Source organism: Arthrobacter koreensis (genome assembly GCF_035792275.1).
GTDB classification, from domain to species: domain Bacteria; phylum Actinomycetota; class Actinomycetes; order Actinomycetales; family Micrococcaceae; genus Arthrobacter_B; species Arthrobacter_B koreensis_A.
In genome coordinates this window covers 112,784-128,059 of sequence record NZ_JAMWKK010000009.1, presented here as the reverse complement: position 1 = coordinate 128,059, position 15,276 = coordinate 112,784, and the positions used below count along the sequence as shown (strand labels likewise).

Here is a 15,276-nt window from a genome sequence, read left to right as displayed (position 1 = left end):
GACAGCACGTTAGTTACACCGGGTGATGGGTGCTTTGCCTCCGAGGCTGCTGTGTGGGCGTTGGTGGTTGTAGAAGTCTAGCCACGGTTGCAGGGCATCGGTCCGGGCTTGGTTCGAGTCGAAAACCTGCCGGTAGGCCCAGCCTTCCTGCAGGGTGCGGTTGAACCGTTCGGCTTTGCCGTTTTGCCAGGGATGGCGTGGCTTGATCAGGATGTGCTTGGCGCCCAGCGTGCTCAGGGCGTGCTGGAAGTCCTTGGAGAGCCGGTAAGCGAACGCGTTGTCCGTCATGACTCGTTTCACCGGTGCCCCGTGGGCGGCCATGAACGCGGCAGCCCGCTCCAGGAACCCGGCGCAGGTCGGACCCTTCTCATCGGGGTGGACTTCCACGAACGCGAGTCTTGAGTGATCATCCACGGCGACGTGGACGTAGTCGAAACCGACTTTCGTGTGGCCGGTGCTGTGGTTGCGGGCGGACTGGTTAGGGTCTGCCCGCCAGCCGCCCCCGTCGGGGATCCGGCCGAGTTTCTTCACGTCGATATGGATCATGTCCCCGGGAGCGTCGCGTTCATAGCGGCGGTCCGTGGCCCGTGCGGCACGGATGCGGATGCCGGTCAGTGGATCCAGTTCCCAGAGCTTGGGGACCCCGGAACGGTTTAGGATCCGGGACACCGTGCGGATGCCTACCCCGGTGCGGGAAGCGATAGCGGCCGGCCCGGTGCGGTGCTCGGCCCGGGTTGTTAGGACCTCGGCGGTTTTCTCCGGGCTGGTGGCGTGCGGGCACGTTTTCGGCTTCGAGGAACGGTCTTCCAAACCAGGCGGGCCTTCTTCCCGGTACCGGTTCACCCACCGGTAAGCGGTGGGCCGGGAGATACCCATTTCCTTCGCGACATGGGCTACCGGCCGCCCCGAAGCGACGCGCTGGACCAAGATCATTCTTCCGGCCGGAGCCAGACGGGCATTACCGTGGGACATGAAGACCTCTTAGGTTCGGCTGTGTGTGGTAACCACCAAACCTAAGAGGTCTTCACCCTATTCACGTGTAACCAACATGGTGTCTCAGTACAGCTAGGGATTGATTGCCAGTGAGGGCTCCGGATTGCTCCGGACGTCCCGCCTCCTGAGATCTCTCGCCTTGAGGCGGCGCCGGTCCTGCATCCTGTGGTCTTGATGGCGGATCCATCGTGATTCACATCGTGCCGGCGGCGGTTGCCCCGGCTGCGGACATCGCCCTAGGAAACGCCGGTCCCAGACGATGCGGCCTTCCTCATACAGGGGCTAATACAGTGCGCGTCTGAGGATTGGATTCTTTGGGTCAGCCCGCGTGGGGTCGTTAATGCCAGTGCCTAGAAGGGCGGCGGGTCGTCGTCTGCCTGCTTTGTTTTCTGGCCGCGGCTCTCTCTGCTCGTTTCTCGTGGGCTGGGCATGAAGGCCAGTTCGGCGACGGTGGTGTAGGTGCGGCCGGTGGGTGAGTTCCATTCGATGGTTCCGGCCTTTGGCTGGCGGGCTTTCCAGTGGCCGAGGGTTTTGAACCGGTGGTGTTTGGGGCAGAGGTGTTCCAGGTTCGTGTGTTCTGTTGGTCCGCCGTGGGAGTAGGGCGTGGTGTGGTCGATTTCTGCGTGGGTGACGTTTACTGAGCAGCCGGGGAAGCGGCAGGTTCCGTCCCGGGCCTGGAGCCAGCGTTTGAGTCCTGCGGGGATGCGGCGTGTTCGTCCCACGTTCAGGATTTCGCCGGTGGCGGGGTCCTGGAGCAGGGGTGTCCAGTGCAGGGCGCCCAGGATCATGGTCCGTGCTGTTTCGGCGCTGATGGGTCCGTAGCCGTTGAGTTCTGCGGGGTTCTCGTCGAGGCCGGCGAGGGTGTCGGCGTTGATTAGGACCGTGACTTCGGTGCGGACCGTGGACCGGTTCTGGTTCCGGTGCCGTTCGGCCCGGCGGGGACGTCTAGCGTCTCGCCTGGTGTCGTTGTGTGAGTCCGCCGGCTGGTCTGAACCAGAGCCGGTGCCTGACCCAGAGCCCGTGCCCGAACCGGGGTGGGGACGGGAACCGGAGACCGAGCCGGTGCCAGACCCACCAGACCCAGAGCTAGAGCCCGTCCCCGTCCCCGTGCCCGGGTCGGTACAGCCAGACGATGCAGGGGTGCCTGACCGTGCTTCCTCTGAGGTGTCGGGTGTGCTTGCTGGAGTGAGAGTGTCGGCGGCTAGAGCCGTGGGTTCGCCTTCGAGGAGCAGTTCGGTGAGGGTGTCGGCGCGGAGCTGGTCCATAGTTCGTGGATCTCCGGCCCGTTTGCCGGCTTTTGCGGCACCGGTGAGGGCGGCGAACATGGCCTGGCCCTTTTCTGCTGCGATGATCGCGCTGAGGCAGGACATACCATCGGGCAGGGGCTGGAACATGACACGGCGTTTGTCCTTGGCTTCCCGGTGCCGGACCGGGATCAGATCCGGGAAGCGGGATTCGCGGAGCCTGCGGGCCCTTCGTCCGAAGCCGGCAGCAGTCCTGCCTTCAGCTTCCGCGAGCAGATCCCGTTCAAAGGCATTACGGACACTGAGCGCTTCGGCATCATCTGGTGCATCGGCATCGGCATCGGCGCCGTTCACGTCACTTGGGTGCGGTTCATGGAGCCCCAAGTCCAGCTGGCCCGAATCATCGGTGGGCGAGTGGTCCGGTGCCGGTGGGTCTACGGCACCTGTGCCGGAGCCCACTTCCGGAACGTCAGGGATGTCGGCGGGTAGGTTGTGGGTTTCTTCGAGGATGATCCGAGCGTGCTGGAGGCCGATCTTCCCCTCGGTGAGACGGTCAAGAGTGTCCGGCGCCTCAGTACACAGCCGCGTGGATTCGCTGATCAGCTGCATCGCTGTCATGTGCGGAATGTTCAGGACAGTGGAAGCCTCCGCAGCAGCAAGACTCATGGCCAGGGCTGGTTCTTCCCGGCCGGATGCTTCGGCAATGTCCCGGGCGAAAAGCACTTCCAACCGGGCAGCAACCCGTGCCTGCTGCGCCTGCGCCCAAGACACCAGCATGCCCAGACGCTGCAGAGCAGACACGGTTTCCTCATAACCCAGACGTTCGGCGCCCCGGAACGACAACCGCCCGGCAAATCCCTCCGGCAAGGACGACCCCGACGCATCATCAGCCACCGCCGGATCGGCACAAAACACAGCACCGTCAAGGCCAGCAGACCCGGCATTCCGGGGCAGTGAACCGGCCGGTTCCGGCCCCTCGCCCGCTCCACTCTCCGGAGAACCGGCGAACACAGGTCCGGCACCCGGCACACCACCACCACCCCGGTCAGCTGACCGGGAGAACGGTGTATCCGAGGAGCGGTTCATACCCCAACACTGTCAGCTGCCACCGACATTTCAGGGCCAAAATCGGCCCTTTTCGGGACCATCAATTACCGGTGATTTACCCGCTTTTCTCAGGCCAGCGTGCCACCGCTACGGGTGTCGAACGCCCACGAACGGGTGAACCCCTTACGCAACAGATTCAGGCACCAGGGACCTGTATCCACCCCGGCAGCACCGGATAACCAATACACCGAAACACCAAGTCACCCGAAGGCTAGAGCACAACCCCATCCGGCAACTCGGGAGCATCGAACTTCTGCCGCTCACATTCGACGCCCAGGGACGGGTACGTTTCGGCAATCAAATCCAGAATTCGGTTCCGGACAATCAAATACGCTTCCCCAACACCGACTACACCCTTGAATTCCTTCAGCTCCTCCTCATAGGAGGTCTGTTTGTGCCGAAGGTAATTCACTGTCATCCGGTCACGACGGGCCTGGGAAGTACGTGGTCCCGCCGGAGACTGGTTTCGCCGCAGCCGCGAGTTGTAGTGGTCCAGAGCCTTCTGCTGAACCTCGTCCCAGGGTTCGGGAACAATACGCAGCTGCAAAGCCCGGGCAGCGGCAACAGCTTCCTTCTTCTTCGCCAGGGAACGTTCCCGGGCAGCGAGCTGGCGCTTACGCGACGCCTCACGGGCTTTCCTGAATTCCTCGGTAGCCTCAACGGCTTCAACCCGCTCCGTTGAATACAGCTTCATGGGAGCAGCTTTGCGGGAGAAGGGATTTCGGGCGGTGCGGTCCGGCTCCGGCAGGAACGTTTTGATCTGCGTTTCGGTCCACTCCCGTTCCTTCTTCAAATCCGCAGCGATCAGGAAATCCTCGCTGTTGGCAGGTTTCGGACGCGGCGGATGATGCTTCCCTCGGGACATTCAGGACTTCTTCGGTGGTGCGAACAGTACGTCCCCAAGTCTAGTAACGGTTCGAGCAGGACGACGGCGCCAACCCGGCTGGTGCGGGAGGCACCGTCGTGCCCGGGCCGTAAGGCCATGAAATCAAGGGCCTCAGCGGCCGCCGTATGCCCGGGGGAGTTCAATCCCGCGCTGTTCCATGACCAGCCGCAGCCGCGTGGGATAGTCGGTGATAATGCCGTCGACACCCAGGTCAATGAGGTAATTCATCACCGCCGGCTCATTGACCGTCCACGGAACGATCTTCATCCCCGCCTCATGGGCGTCTGTGACCATCTGCCTGGTTACGGACGTATAGATCGGTGAGATCACGTCGTATCCCTGGGCAGCGGCAGCCTTGACAGCCGATCCGCCGTAGTCGTCGATATCGATGCCGCCGAGGATCGGTGCAGCACCCGGCTGCCCGATTTCGAGGGAAGCCGGGACGTCGACAAGAGCGACGCGGTCCAGCCGCGGTGCCAGGCGGCCCACGAGGTTCAGGGCAGACCAGTCGAACGACTGGATAGTGACCCGGTCCGCCATCCCGGAATTCTTTACCTCACGGACAACTGCACGGGTCAGTGCCTCCATGCCGGGGCCTCCGGCCCGTCCGTCCTCTACCTTCGTTTCGATGTTGAAGCCCACCGAACGCGCCCTCAGCTCACGGACCAGCGCAAAAACGTCCTTCAGCTCCGCGATCCTGTTTCCCTCGACCACCTGCTGCTCCGGGTATCCCGGGAGCTGCGTGAAGCCGCAGTCGAGCGATTTCAGCTGGGCAAGGGTCAGTTCGGCAACCCGGTCGCCCACGTAGGGGAAATCAGGATCGTTTGCGGACACCGGTTCTGTGTCACGGCATTTGGTGCCCAGGATGATGTCGTCATGCCAAACGACGACGGCGCCGTCCTCACTGAGGTGGGTGTCCAGTTCCAGCGTGCTCACCCCAAGCTCCAGTGAGTGCCGGAACGCGGCCAGGGACTCTTCCGTGAATTCCCCTCGGCCGCCGCGGTGCGACTGGAGGTCCAGCCCGGAGCGCTTAACGCCGGTCCGCATCTGCTCCACCATCACGTCGAAAATATGCGTGTCCTCATAGAACCCGCCGAGTTTCTCCGACCCGGGACCCATGGCAGTCAGCGGCACGTCCAGCGCCGTGTGGCCGTCAGTGGTCCAGTCGACGGAGAAAACCTGATCCGAATTCGCAACCGGGAACGGACCGTCCTCAGCGGAGATTCCGTCTCCGGACTCGTCCTCGGTGTCGTTGAAGGCCTCAATCGTCATGCCGCCGGTCTGATGGTCTCCGACGACGATCAGCAGCGTGTTCCCGTCCGCCTCGGCAAAGTCCCGGGCCACGGCCACGGACTGCTCGAAGGCGATGCCCGATTTGATCGTCAGCCCGGCATCGTTGACGTGGGACATTGAGTCGATTCCCTCGTCCTCCACGAGGAGGAAGAAACCTTCCCCCTCTCCGGAACCGTTGCCTGGGCCGCTGCCGTGCCCCGGGCCGCCGTGGCCGCCGCCGTGACGGGCCTGGGACGCAGGGGAAGAAAGCAGTTCAAGGGCCTTCTGCGTCATGGTGGTCAGCGGAACGGTTGGTTCGTAGATCTCGTCGACGTCGTCGCCGTACTGGAACATCTCCTCATTGGCAAAGAGTCCCAGCACCTTGGGCCCTTGGGCCTGCAGGAGTCCTGCCTCGTCCCAGACGTATTCGTACCCGTCAGCCTGCGCCTGCTCCACGAGGTTTACCGGGCCGGTGCTCTCCTCCGAAGGATCTTCGGGCGGGTTGTCAGGATGCCGGCCCGGATTCCCCACGGGATACCAGTGGTCTTCACCACCGCCCAGAATGAGGTCGGGACGGCTGGACTCCAGGAACTGGCGGGCGATTTCGCTCTGCTCGCCTCGGTCAGCCACGTGCGAGCCGAAGGCGGCCGGGGTTGCGTCGGTAACCTGGGCCGTGGTGACAAGACCGGTGGACTTGCCCAGGGCCGCCGCGATCTCCAGCGCCGTCGGCACCGGAACACCGTTAAGGTCGACGCCGATTGCACCGTTGTAGGTCTTCACACCGGTGGACATCGTGGTCGCCGCCGCTGCTGAATCTGTCACGAAGGTTTCCGGATCCGCGGAATTGGTGTGTACAAGACCCAGCTCGGGAAGTGAGTCCATTACCAGTTCGCCGGTGAGTCCCACATGGGAAAGCCGGATGGCGTTTCGCTGGGCGGTGCCCATGCCGTCTCCGACCATCAGGATGATGTTCCTGGCGCCCTGCGGATCGTCGGGCCGGGGTTTTTTGGGACCCCGGTCCTTTTTGTTGCCGGCCTGCTCGAGGTCCGCCGCGGCTGTATCCGCCGGACCTGCATCCGGCGGGGAACCGGCCAAGCCGGCCCCGCCGCTGCAGCCGGAGAGGATCAGTCCGCCCAGTATCGCCGTCGTTACTGTCAGTTTTCCCTTGTTCATTTGTGGATTCCCGTCTCAGAGTGCGCGAATGGTGACGCATCCCCCCTCGTCAAGTGCGCTCACCTTTTCGGCACGCCCATACGGGTGTCAACCGCACCGGCCGGATTCCGGCCGCAGAACAGCATCAATACTGGACGGGTGCGGGCTATTCGAACCGGGACGGATCGCCGGTTCCGTGCCGGACGACTTCGGCGACTCCGCTCGAATAGTCGACGACGGTAGTCGGATCCGGGCCGCAGAAACCTGAATCCACCACGGCGTCGAGCTGGTGCCCCAGGGTGTCCTGGATTTCCCAGCCCTCGGTCAGCGCCTCTTCCTGGCCCGGCAGCAGCAGGGTGCTGGACAGAATGGGTTCGCCCAGGTCCTCGAGGAGGGCCTGCACAACCTTGTTGTTGGGGATGCGGACACCCACGGTCTTCTTCTTGGGGTGCAGGAGCCGGCGCGGAACTTCCTTGGTGGCAGGCAGGATGAACGTGTAGCTGCCAGGGGTGACGGCCTTAATGGCCCGGAAAACGTCATTGTTGACCTGGACAAACTGGCCCAGCTGGGCGAAGTCGCGGCACATCAGGGTGAAGTGGTGCTTTGAATCAAGTTCCCGGATACTGCGGATCCTGTCCAGCGCCTCCCGGTTTCCGAGCTGGGCGCCCAGTGCGTAGCAGGAGTCCGTTGGATAGGCGATCAGGCCGCCGTCGCGCAGCACGGCGGTGACCTGGGCTATGGTGCGGGGCTGGGGATTATCGGGGTGGACATCGAAGTATCTGGCCATGTGCTGAGCTTACGCGCACTGCCCGGGCCGCTGCCGTAACGCGCTCTTCAGTGTGGACGGCTCCCCGGATTTGTTGCTACACCGGGCCGGCGGACTGGCTCAGGGTGTGCATCGCTGCCTGCAGCCCGTCGGACGTCCGGGAGACCACCTGCGCCAGCTCTTCCTGGCCGGCCAGGTCCACCAGGGACTCAGGGTTCAGTGCTTCCACCACGGAAACGGTGCCGCCGGGATCCTCGCGGATGACTACGTTGCAGGGGACCGCGACGCCGATCGCCCGGTCCAGCTCCATGGCCTCACCCGCGAGTCCGGTGTTGCAGGTGCCTAGGATTCGGTAGCCCAGCATCCAATCGGGTGCGTCGGAGCCCAGCTGGGCAGCGAAGTCTGAGTCGCTCATGATGTCGAAACCATGGGCGGCGAGGGATTCCTTGGTGAGGCGGACGGCTTCCTTGAACGGAGCCCGCACGGCAACGGTGAAGGTGTTTTCCATGGGACAGCCCTCTCGGCTCTGGCCGCCGGCCGGTTTCCCGGCGGCTCCACTGCCAGCATAGGGCTGTGGCAGGTACCAAAGACAGGTCCTCCGGATCCCGGCAAATGAGAGCGGGCAAGCCTTCCGGGGCGCGCAGGGGGATGTACGGTGACGTCGGCCCGCTGGATACTGCGGGTAGGCCAGACGGGGCGGGGAACGGCTGACGGAGAATCAGGGACCGTGTGAAAACGACGGCAGGGGAAAGAGATGCAGCAGCGATCCAGACGCCATACCCGTGCCGAAAAGATGCTGATCGGCCTGGAACTCACTACCGGAGCGGCTGCCCTCGCATCCGGCGTGCTGCTGGCGGCACGGCCGGATGGATCGTTCCTCCATGCCGGGCCCGGGGTCCTGCGGCGGACTCCGTTCCGGGACTGGCGCCTCCCGGGAATCCTCCTCGCTGCCGGGTGCGGCGGCGGCTACTTGGCGGCGGGCGCCCTCCAGATCCTGCGGCATCCTGCCGCACCCTTCGTCTCCGGAGCTGCGGGAGCGGCACTGGCCGGGCTGGAGGTCTGGGAAGTTGCCGTCATCGAGTTCCAGCCACTTGAAGCGCTCTACGCGGCCGTTGGTGGTGCCGTTGCTGCCCTTGCTCTGCGCAGCGCCGTGGAAGGCAGGGCAGAAAAGCTGTCGTCCCGGGGTTGACGCCCGGTTTGGCACGGGCCGGCGAACAGGGGCGGCGAACCGGGCCGGCAACAAAGGGCGGCAGAGGCGTCCGCACAGGATCTGTTGTTCCGTGCAGCCCCCCTGCACCTCCGGGCTTAGGACCCGCCGTCTTCGATGCTGACCATCCAGCTGGTTCCAAACCGGTCGGTGAGCATTCCGAAGACATCACCCCAGGGTGCGCGCTCCAGCGGCAGGGTCATTTGTCCGCCGTCGAGCAGCTTGTCCCAGTAACCGCGGAGCTCATTGCCGTCGTTGCCGCTGAGCGAGATTGAATAGCTGCTGCCCTCGTCCAGGTTCATGCTGTTGGGCGTATCGGAGGCCATCAGGACGAATCCCTTGTCCGTGGTCAGCGACGAATGCATGATCTTTCCGGCTTCGGACGGGTCATCGCTGGCATGCATTTCCCCAAAGGTGGAGCTCTCCAGGGTTCCGCCGAACACGTCCTGATAGAAGGCCATGGCCTCCGCCGCGTTGTCACGGAAGCTGAGGTAGGGATTCATCTGGGTGGGCATGGCGGATCCTCTCCATTACTTTCCGGGTCCGGCATAAGCCGGCGTGGAAGAAAGTATGCGCCTGCCCGCACCGGCAGGGAAGAGAAACCCCGGAATCACCGCGCTAATCCGCAGCCCGGGCGTACCCCGGGGGGGGGGGGGCGCAACCGATTCCTCCCTCTGTGGCTAACCGGCGTAGCGTTAGGTGGTTGGGTTAGGCAACCTAAAAGGACAAACGGACAACGGAGCGCACATTGCCGCAAGAAGGCGAACATCAGGGACAGGCGGACAGGGGCGAACTGCCGCTGGACGGCTCACGGAACGGGAACGACGCCGCTGTCCGCCCGCTGTGGACCAGGGCCTTCAGCCTGGCGATCGCCGTCAACTTCTTCATCTCCCTGGTCTTCTACCTGCTGATGACGTCCATGGCCCTCTATGCCGTGGAACGGTTCGGAGCCTCGGACACTGCTGCCGGCCTGACCACCGGTTCGTTTGTGCTCGGTGCACTCGCGGCAAGGATCTTCGCGGGGAAGTTCCTGGACTTCGTGGGCCGGCGCAGGATGCTGCTGACCGGCCTGCTGCTGTACACCGTGGCCGCCCTCTTCTACATCCCGGCAGGCACCCTGGGGGTCCTCATCACCATCAGGGTGCTGCACGGCGCTGCCTTTGGCCTGGCCAGCACGGCCATCTCAGCCTCCGTAATGGGACTGATCCCGGCCGGGCGCCGGGGCGAGGGGACCGGGTATTTCGGGATTTCAGCTACCCTGGCCACCGCCGTCGGCCCCTTCCTGGCCGTGCTCCTGGTGGACCGCACCAGCTATGACGTCCTGTACATGGTCACCGCAGCATGCGCTGCCGCGTCCCTGCTGACGGCACTGGCACTCAGACTCCCCGAACGGACACTCACCGCAGCCGAAACCGCCGCAAAGTGGCGCATGCGGCCGGCGGACTTCTTTGAACCGCGTGCAGCGGCAGTCGCCTCGGTCATGCTGGTGGCCGGAGCGGCCTACTCCGGAGTGCTCACCTTCCTGAACTCCTACGCACAGGAGAAGGACATGGTGGCAGCGGCGTCGGCCTTTTTCCTCATTTACGCCGGAATCGTGTTCATCTCCCGCTTTGTCGTAGGACGGCTCCAGGACATCCACGGGGATAACGCCGTGGTGTATCCCATCCTGACGTCCTTCGCGATTGGGCTGGGACTCCTGGCATGGGCGCCCAACACCAGCGTGCTGGCCCTTGCCGGAGCCTTTGTGGGAATGGGGTTCGGAGCCCTGATGCCCACGGCACAGGCGATCGCCGTGACCGTGGCCCCGGACCACCGCATCGGCATCGCCACGTCCACGTTCTTCCTGATGCTCGACGCCGGCATTGGCCTGGGTCCTTTCCTGCTGGGCCTGCTCATCCCGCTCACCGGCTTCTCCGGCATGTACGCCGTCCTGACCGCCGTCGTGGCTGCGGCGATGGTCCTGTACCACTTTGTGCACGGGCGGTTGGCCGGCAGAAACGCTGTTGCCTGAGGCCTGCAGCCGCAGGCAACCGCCGTCCGATGCGGGAATGTCCGGGCACCCGGCGCTGACAGCGGCGCGCGCAGCAGGTAGCCTGCGGAACATGGCGGCCAAAGCAACCACCCTTTCCGTGCCCGGACCCCACGGCGTCCGGGAGGTTCGAATCTCCAGCCCGGACCGCGTGCTGTGGCCGGAATCCGGGTTCACCAAGCTGGATCTGGCCAACTACATGGTGGCGGTGGGGGAGGCGTTCACCGCGGCCAACGGCAACCGGCCGCTGTCCCTGCAGCGTTTTCCCGGCGGCATCGACGGCGAACAGTTCTTCTCCAAGAATCCGCCCAAGGGCGCTCCGGACTACGTACGGGACGTGATGGTGGTGTACCCCAGCGCCCGTTCGCATCCGCAGCTCGTCATCGATGAACCTGCGGCAGCCGTCTGGGCCGTGCAGATGAACACCGTGGTGTTCCACCCGTGGCCCTCACTGGCCGGAGACCCGGACAACCCGGACCAGCTGCGCATAGACCTGGACCCCCAGCCGGGCACGGATTTCGACGACGCCGTTCATGCGGCACTGGCCCTGCGCGAAGTGCTGGCCGAAGCAGGGCTGGAGGCCTTCATCAAGACCTCGGGCAACCGCGGCCTGCACGTCTTTGCCCCGATTGAACCCGTGCGAGAGTTCCAGGATGTCCGGCACGCCGTGATCGCAGCCGCCCGCGAACTCGAACGCCGGATGCCGGAGGAGGTGACGACGTCGTGGTGGAAGGAGGAGCGCGGCGAGAAGGTGTTCGTTGACTTCAACCAGGCAAACCGGGACCGAACCATGGCCGGTGCCTACAGCCCCCGTGCGCTGCCGCATGCCCCCGTTTCCACCCCGGTCACCTGGGACGAACTTGAAAATGTGGATCCCCGGGCTTTCACGGTTGCCACCGTGCCGGACCGGCTGGCGGAGACCGGCGATCCCTGGGCGGGATTCGGGAACCGGCAGGGCAGCATCGACACGCTGCTGGAATGGTGGCAGCGGGACCTGGACAGCGGGCTGGGGGAGCTGCCCTTTCCTCCTGATTACCCGAAGATGCCCGGGGAACCCCCGCGGGTGCAGCCGAGCCGGCGCAAGATGGACCTGCCGGAGGCTTGAAATGTGAGGATCATCACGGAGGCTATCGGGAAGCGGACGCGCGGCGGCGGTGTTAACAAACACTGGTAACTTCGCCAACCAGAAAGTGTCTCCATGAGCAACAGCACCACCCAGACCAGCCAGGATCCGTTCGTCGTGGACAGCGAAGCCCTCGACACGCTCTTCCTGGAAGCACGCACCGCCAACACGTTCAGCTCCGAACCTGTGACCGAAGAGCAGATGCGGGCCATCTACGAACTGACGAAGATGGGCCCGACGTCGATGAACATCCAGCCGATGCGCATCACCTGGGTGAACTCTCCGGAAGCACGCGAGCGCCTGGTGAAGCACATGGCCGAGGGCAACCAGGCCAAGACCGCTTCCGCCCCCGCGGTGGCCGTGCTCAGCTTCGACACCGAATGGCATGAAGGCTTCCCCACCTTCTTCCCGCACGCTGCGGACCGCAAGGCAATGTTCGACGGCAACGACGAACTGCGCAGCATCATGGGCAACAACAACGCCCACATGCAGGCCGCCTACTTCATCATGGCCGTCCGTTCCGTGGGCCTGGCCGCCGGTCCGATGGGCGCTTTCGACGCCGCGGGGATCGACGCCGAATTCCACGCCGGCAGCAACCGCCGCACCTTCATGGTCATCAACGTGGGCAAGCCGGGGGAGAACCCCTGGTTCGACCGCCTGCCCCGCTACGACTACGACGAAGTGACCGTCACGCTCTAAGCACGGAGACACCCGGAAAGGGCCGGCAGCCGCCGGCCCTTTTTGCTTCCCGGAGGTGCTGCCCGTCCTGCCTGCCTTCCGCCCCCTGCCTGGCCGGTGGGACGATTGCGTAGGCCGGAGAGCAGGGGATATGGCAACCATCTCAGTAGTGATACCCGCACGGAACGACGGCGCATTCCTCGAAAGGTGCCTGGCCGCACTGGCACGGCAGACCCGGGCACCAGACGAAATCGTGGTCGTGGACAATGATTCAACAGACAACACGGCCGCAGTCTGCGAGGCAGCCGGGGTCCGCCGGGTAGCGGAATCGCTTCCGGGAGTCGCCGCGGCCACCGCCTGCGGCTTCGACGCTGCCGGCTGCGAGATGCTGGCCAGGCTGGACGCTGATTCGGTTCCCCCGTCCGACTGGCTGGAGCGGATCGAAGCCCTGGTGGAAGCGTCCGGCCCGCTCACCGTAGTCACCGGGCCCGGGAACTTCTACGGCGGAAACCGGTTGACCCGCTGGATCGCAGAACACCTCTACATTGCCGGCTACCGGTGGTCAATGAACCTGCTGATGGGCCACCCGCCCATCTTCGGATCCAACTTCGCCCTCCCCGCATCCATGTGGAAGCGCATGCGCGAGGGGGTGCACCGCTCCAGTTCCAGGATTCACGACGATCTGGACCTGAGCTGGCAGGTGGCACCGGACATGAATGTTCTCTGGGTGGATTCACTCCGGGTGGGAGTATCCGCCCGTCCGCTTGAGAGCTGGTCCGGGCTCGGGCGGCGGCTCTCCATGGCCTGGACAACTTTCGCTGCAGACTTCCGCCAGCAGGGCCCGCTGACACGGCGCAGGCAGCGCCGGCAGTGGCAGGCCGCGCACCGGCCCGGCGGTGCCTACGGAGCGGCGGGCGGGGCCGCGTCCGCGTAGAGGGCCAGCAGATCACGGGCCAGCTGGTTGGGAGCGGTCTCGCAGGGACTGTGACCGCCGCGGTACACCGCCAGCCGGCCCTTGATAGCCCGGGCAAACCCGGCATGGACCCGGTTGGGCCACACGTCGTGTTCGCCGACCGCCACCAGTTTCGGCAGCGGCTGGGCCGCCAGCCGAGACCGGACATCCGGGACGCTGCGCATGAGCGTAATGATGTCGCGGATGGACTGCCTGCGGGTGTACCGGAAGCGGAGGCGCACAAAATCCATGCGCGACGGCGGCACCCTGGCGAAGTTCCGCTTCACACCCCAGACAATTAGGTCAGCACTGACCGGGCCGGAGACCAGAGGCGAGAACGGCCCCAGGATGCTGACGGAGCGGAAGGCCAGCCCCGGCTCCGGCGGGGCGCTCATCAGCGTAAGGGTCCGGAACAGCTCCGGCCTGCGCAGCAGCGCGAGCTCGGCAACCACCCCGGCGAACGAGTAACCCAGGACGTGTGCGGGTTCGACCAACCTGTCCAGGACTGAAAGCAGGTCCTCCACGAACAGGTCATAGTCGTAATGCCTGCGGGGCGGCGAAAGGTTCTCAGGGCCGGCAGCGGCCGACTCATACTGTCCGGGAAGGTCGTAGGCCAATACGTAGTATCCCTGCGCAGCCAGCAGAGGCATCAGCAGGGAAAAGTCCTCCTTGGACCCCATGACACCGGGGACCAGCACCACCGGAGTCCTACCCGGCTGACCCATAGCGGATGCGGCCAGCTGTCCGCTGGGGGCATCCAGTGCCAGCCTGACCGCGCCCGGAGGCAGTACGGACCAGTCGATTGAACCAAGCTGGGAATCGAGTTCGGCTGCAGGTGGTGCGGCAGTGCCGTATGCAGCGCCGTCGGGCGCCTTGGGTGCCTCGCCATCCGGAAGGGCCATACCTCACGATAGCCAGCGCGGGTGCCCTGGCGAAGGTTTCCGCACTCCTTTACAGCCCGCAGCTGCAAGATCAGAATTGCCGGAACAGGAGAATGAGCCATGGAAACACCCCAGTCCCGTCCCGATCCGTCCCGGGAACTGAAGGACCGGCACCGCCGAATGTGGGCCCTGGGCGACTACAAAAGCGTTGCCGGCGAGGTCGTGCCCGAACTTGGTGCGGTGCTGGCTGCCGAAGCCGGAATTGGGCCGGGGGACTATGTCCTGGATGTGGCCGCCGGTACCGGAAACGCGTCCATTCCGGCCGCGCAGGCCGGTGCCCGCGTGGTGGCGCTGGACCTGACCCCCGAACTCCTCGCAGCCGGACAGGCCATTGCCGGTGCCCGGGGCGTGGAACTGGACTGGCTCCAGGGTGACGCAGAGGACCTGCCTTTTCCGGACAGCACCTTCGACGCCGTTATCTCCTGCGTTGGCGTGATGTTCGCTCCCGACCACCGGCAGGCGGCGGCAGAACTGCTCCGCGTCTGCCGCCCGGGCGGAACCATAGCCCTGCTGAACTGGACGCCGGACGGCTTCGTCGGTGAGCTGATCGCCATCATGCGTGACTACCAGCCGCCTCAGGCAGCGGTACCCGGCCCGCCATTGTGGGGGAGGGAGGACTACGTGGCCGGCTTGTTCGAACCGGGTGCGTTTCAGGACTGGCAGAGCCGTAAACAGATGGTCACCGTGGACAGGTTCGAGGACCCGGACCACTTCCGGGACTTCTTCAAGGCCAATTTCGGCCCTGTAGTGGGGGTTTACCGCGGCATCAGGGAAGACCCAGAACGCAGCGCTGCACTGGACCGGGAATTGTCGTCCCTGGCTGAACGCCATGCCCGGAGCACAGACGGCGGTATTGAAATGGACTGGGAGTATCTCCTGCTGCGAGGAACGGCAGCCGGCTAGCCAGGCGCACTCTGTCCGCCGTG

At 64.9% G+C, this 15,276-nt stretch carries 14 protein-coding genes; 6 read left to right on the top strand and 8 right to left on the bottom strand.

Going from position 1 to position 15,276, the window contains the following annotated elements; all coding sequences use genetic code 11:
• Positions 1-9 precede the first annotated feature (9 nt).
• The 6 genes from NGB94_RS10665 to NGB94_RS10640 all read right to left on the bottom strand — a co-directional run bounded on the left by NGB94_RS10665 (position 10) and on the right by NGB94_RS10640 (position 7,928).
• Entirely contained in the window at positions 10-972 is a 963-nt protein-coding gene (locus tag NGB94_RS10665) for an IS481 family transposase (RefSeq protein ID WP_325790611.1), read from the bottom strand.
• 371 nt (positions 973-1,343) lie between these two features.
• Entirely contained in the window at positions 1,344-3,038 is a 1,695-nt protein-coding gene (locus tag NGB94_RS10660; RefSeq protein ID WP_325790610.1) for an HNH endonuclease, read from the bottom strand.
• Positions 3,039-3,555: 517 nt separating this feature from the next.
• Positions 3,556-4,209, bottom strand: coding sequence for a hypothetical protein (locus tag NGB94_RS10655; protein ID WP_325790608.1), 654 nt, complete (start codon positions 4,207-4,209; stop codon positions 3,556-3,558).
• Between the two features lie 132 nt (positions 4,210-4,341).
• Entirely contained in the window at positions 4,342-6,675 is a 2,334-nt protein-coding gene (locus NGB94_RS10650; RefSeq protein WP_325790607.1) for an alkaline phosphatase, read from the bottom strand.
• 145 nt (positions 6,676-6,820) lie between these two features.
• Entirely contained in the window at positions 6,821-7,441 is a 621-nt protein-coding gene (locus tag NGB94_RS10645) for an L-threonylcarbamoyladenylate synthase (RefSeq protein WP_325790606.1), read from the bottom strand.
• Positions 7,442-7,517: 76 nt separating this feature from the next.
• Entirely contained in the window at positions 7,518-7,928 is a 411-nt protein-coding gene (locus NGB94_RS10640) for a DUF302 domain-containing protein (protein WP_325790605.1), read from the bottom strand.
• Between the two features lie 246 nt (positions 7,929-8,174).
• On the opposite strand from NGB94_RS10640, the gene NGB94_RS10635 reads away from it, so the two are divergent.
• Positions 8,175-8,609, top strand: a complete 435-nt coding sequence (locus NGB94_RS10635) for a hypothetical protein (RefSeq protein WP_325790604.1) — start codon at positions 8,175-8,177, stop codon at positions 8,607-8,609.
• A 116-nt stretch (positions 8,610-8,725) separates the two neighbouring features.
• On the opposite strand, the gene NGB94_RS10630 is transcribed toward NGB94_RS10635, so the two are convergent.
• Entirely contained in the window at positions 8,726-9,142 is a 417-nt protein-coding gene (locus NGB94_RS10630) for a VOC family protein (RefSeq protein ID WP_325790603.1), read from the bottom strand.
• Positions 9,143-9,375: 233 nt separating this feature from the next.
• On the opposite strand from NGB94_RS10630, the gene NGB94_RS10625 reads away from it, so the two are divergent.
• The 4 genes from NGB94_RS10625 to NGB94_RS10610 all read left to right on the top strand — a co-directional run bounded on the left by NGB94_RS10625 (position 9,376) and on the right by NGB94_RS10610 (position 13,391).
• Positions 9,376-10,638: an MFS transporter gene (locus NGB94_RS10625; protein ID WP_325790602.1), complete on the top strand. Its 1,263-nt coding sequence runs from the start codon at positions 9,376-9,378 to the stop codon at positions 10,636-10,638.
• 91 nt (positions 10,639-10,729) lie between these two features.
• Entirely contained in the window at positions 10,730-11,761 is a 1,032-nt protein-coding gene (gene ligD, locus NGB94_RS10620; protein WP_325790601.1) for a non-homologous end-joining DNA ligase, read from the top strand.
• 93 nt (positions 11,762-11,854) lie between these two features.
• Positions 11,855-12,478, top strand: a complete 624-nt coding sequence (locus NGB94_RS10615) for a malonic semialdehyde reductase (RefSeq protein WP_325790600.1) — start codon at positions 11,855-11,857, stop codon at positions 12,476-12,478.
• Between the two features lie 130 nt (positions 12,479-12,608).
• Positions 12,609-13,391 (top strand): glycosyltransferase family A protein, encoded by a 783-nt coding sequence (locus NGB94_RS10610; RefSeq protein WP_325790599.1) that lies wholly within the window; start codon positions 12,609-12,611, stop codon positions 13,389-13,391.
• On the opposite strand, the gene NGB94_RS10605 is transcribed toward NGB94_RS10610, so the two are convergent.
• The gene (locus tag NGB94_RS10605; protein ID WP_325790598.1) at positions 13,358-14,311 is read right to left on the bottom strand and encodes an alpha/beta hydrolase; all 954 of its coding nucleotides are present in this window, start codon (positions 14,309-14,311) and stop codon (positions 13,358-13,360) included. The two genes, NGB94_RS10610 and NGB94_RS10605, sit on opposite strands and share 34 nt — an antisense overlap.
• 99 nt (positions 14,312-14,410) lie before the next feature.
• On the opposite strand from NGB94_RS10605, the gene NGB94_RS10600 reads away from it, so the two are divergent.
• Positions 14,411-15,253: a class I SAM-dependent methyltransferase gene (locus tag NGB94_RS10600; RefSeq protein ID WP_325790597.1), complete on the top strand. Its 843-nt coding sequence runs from the start codon at positions 14,411-14,413 to the stop codon at positions 15,251-15,253.
• Positions 15,254-15,276 lie beyond the last annotated feature (23 nt).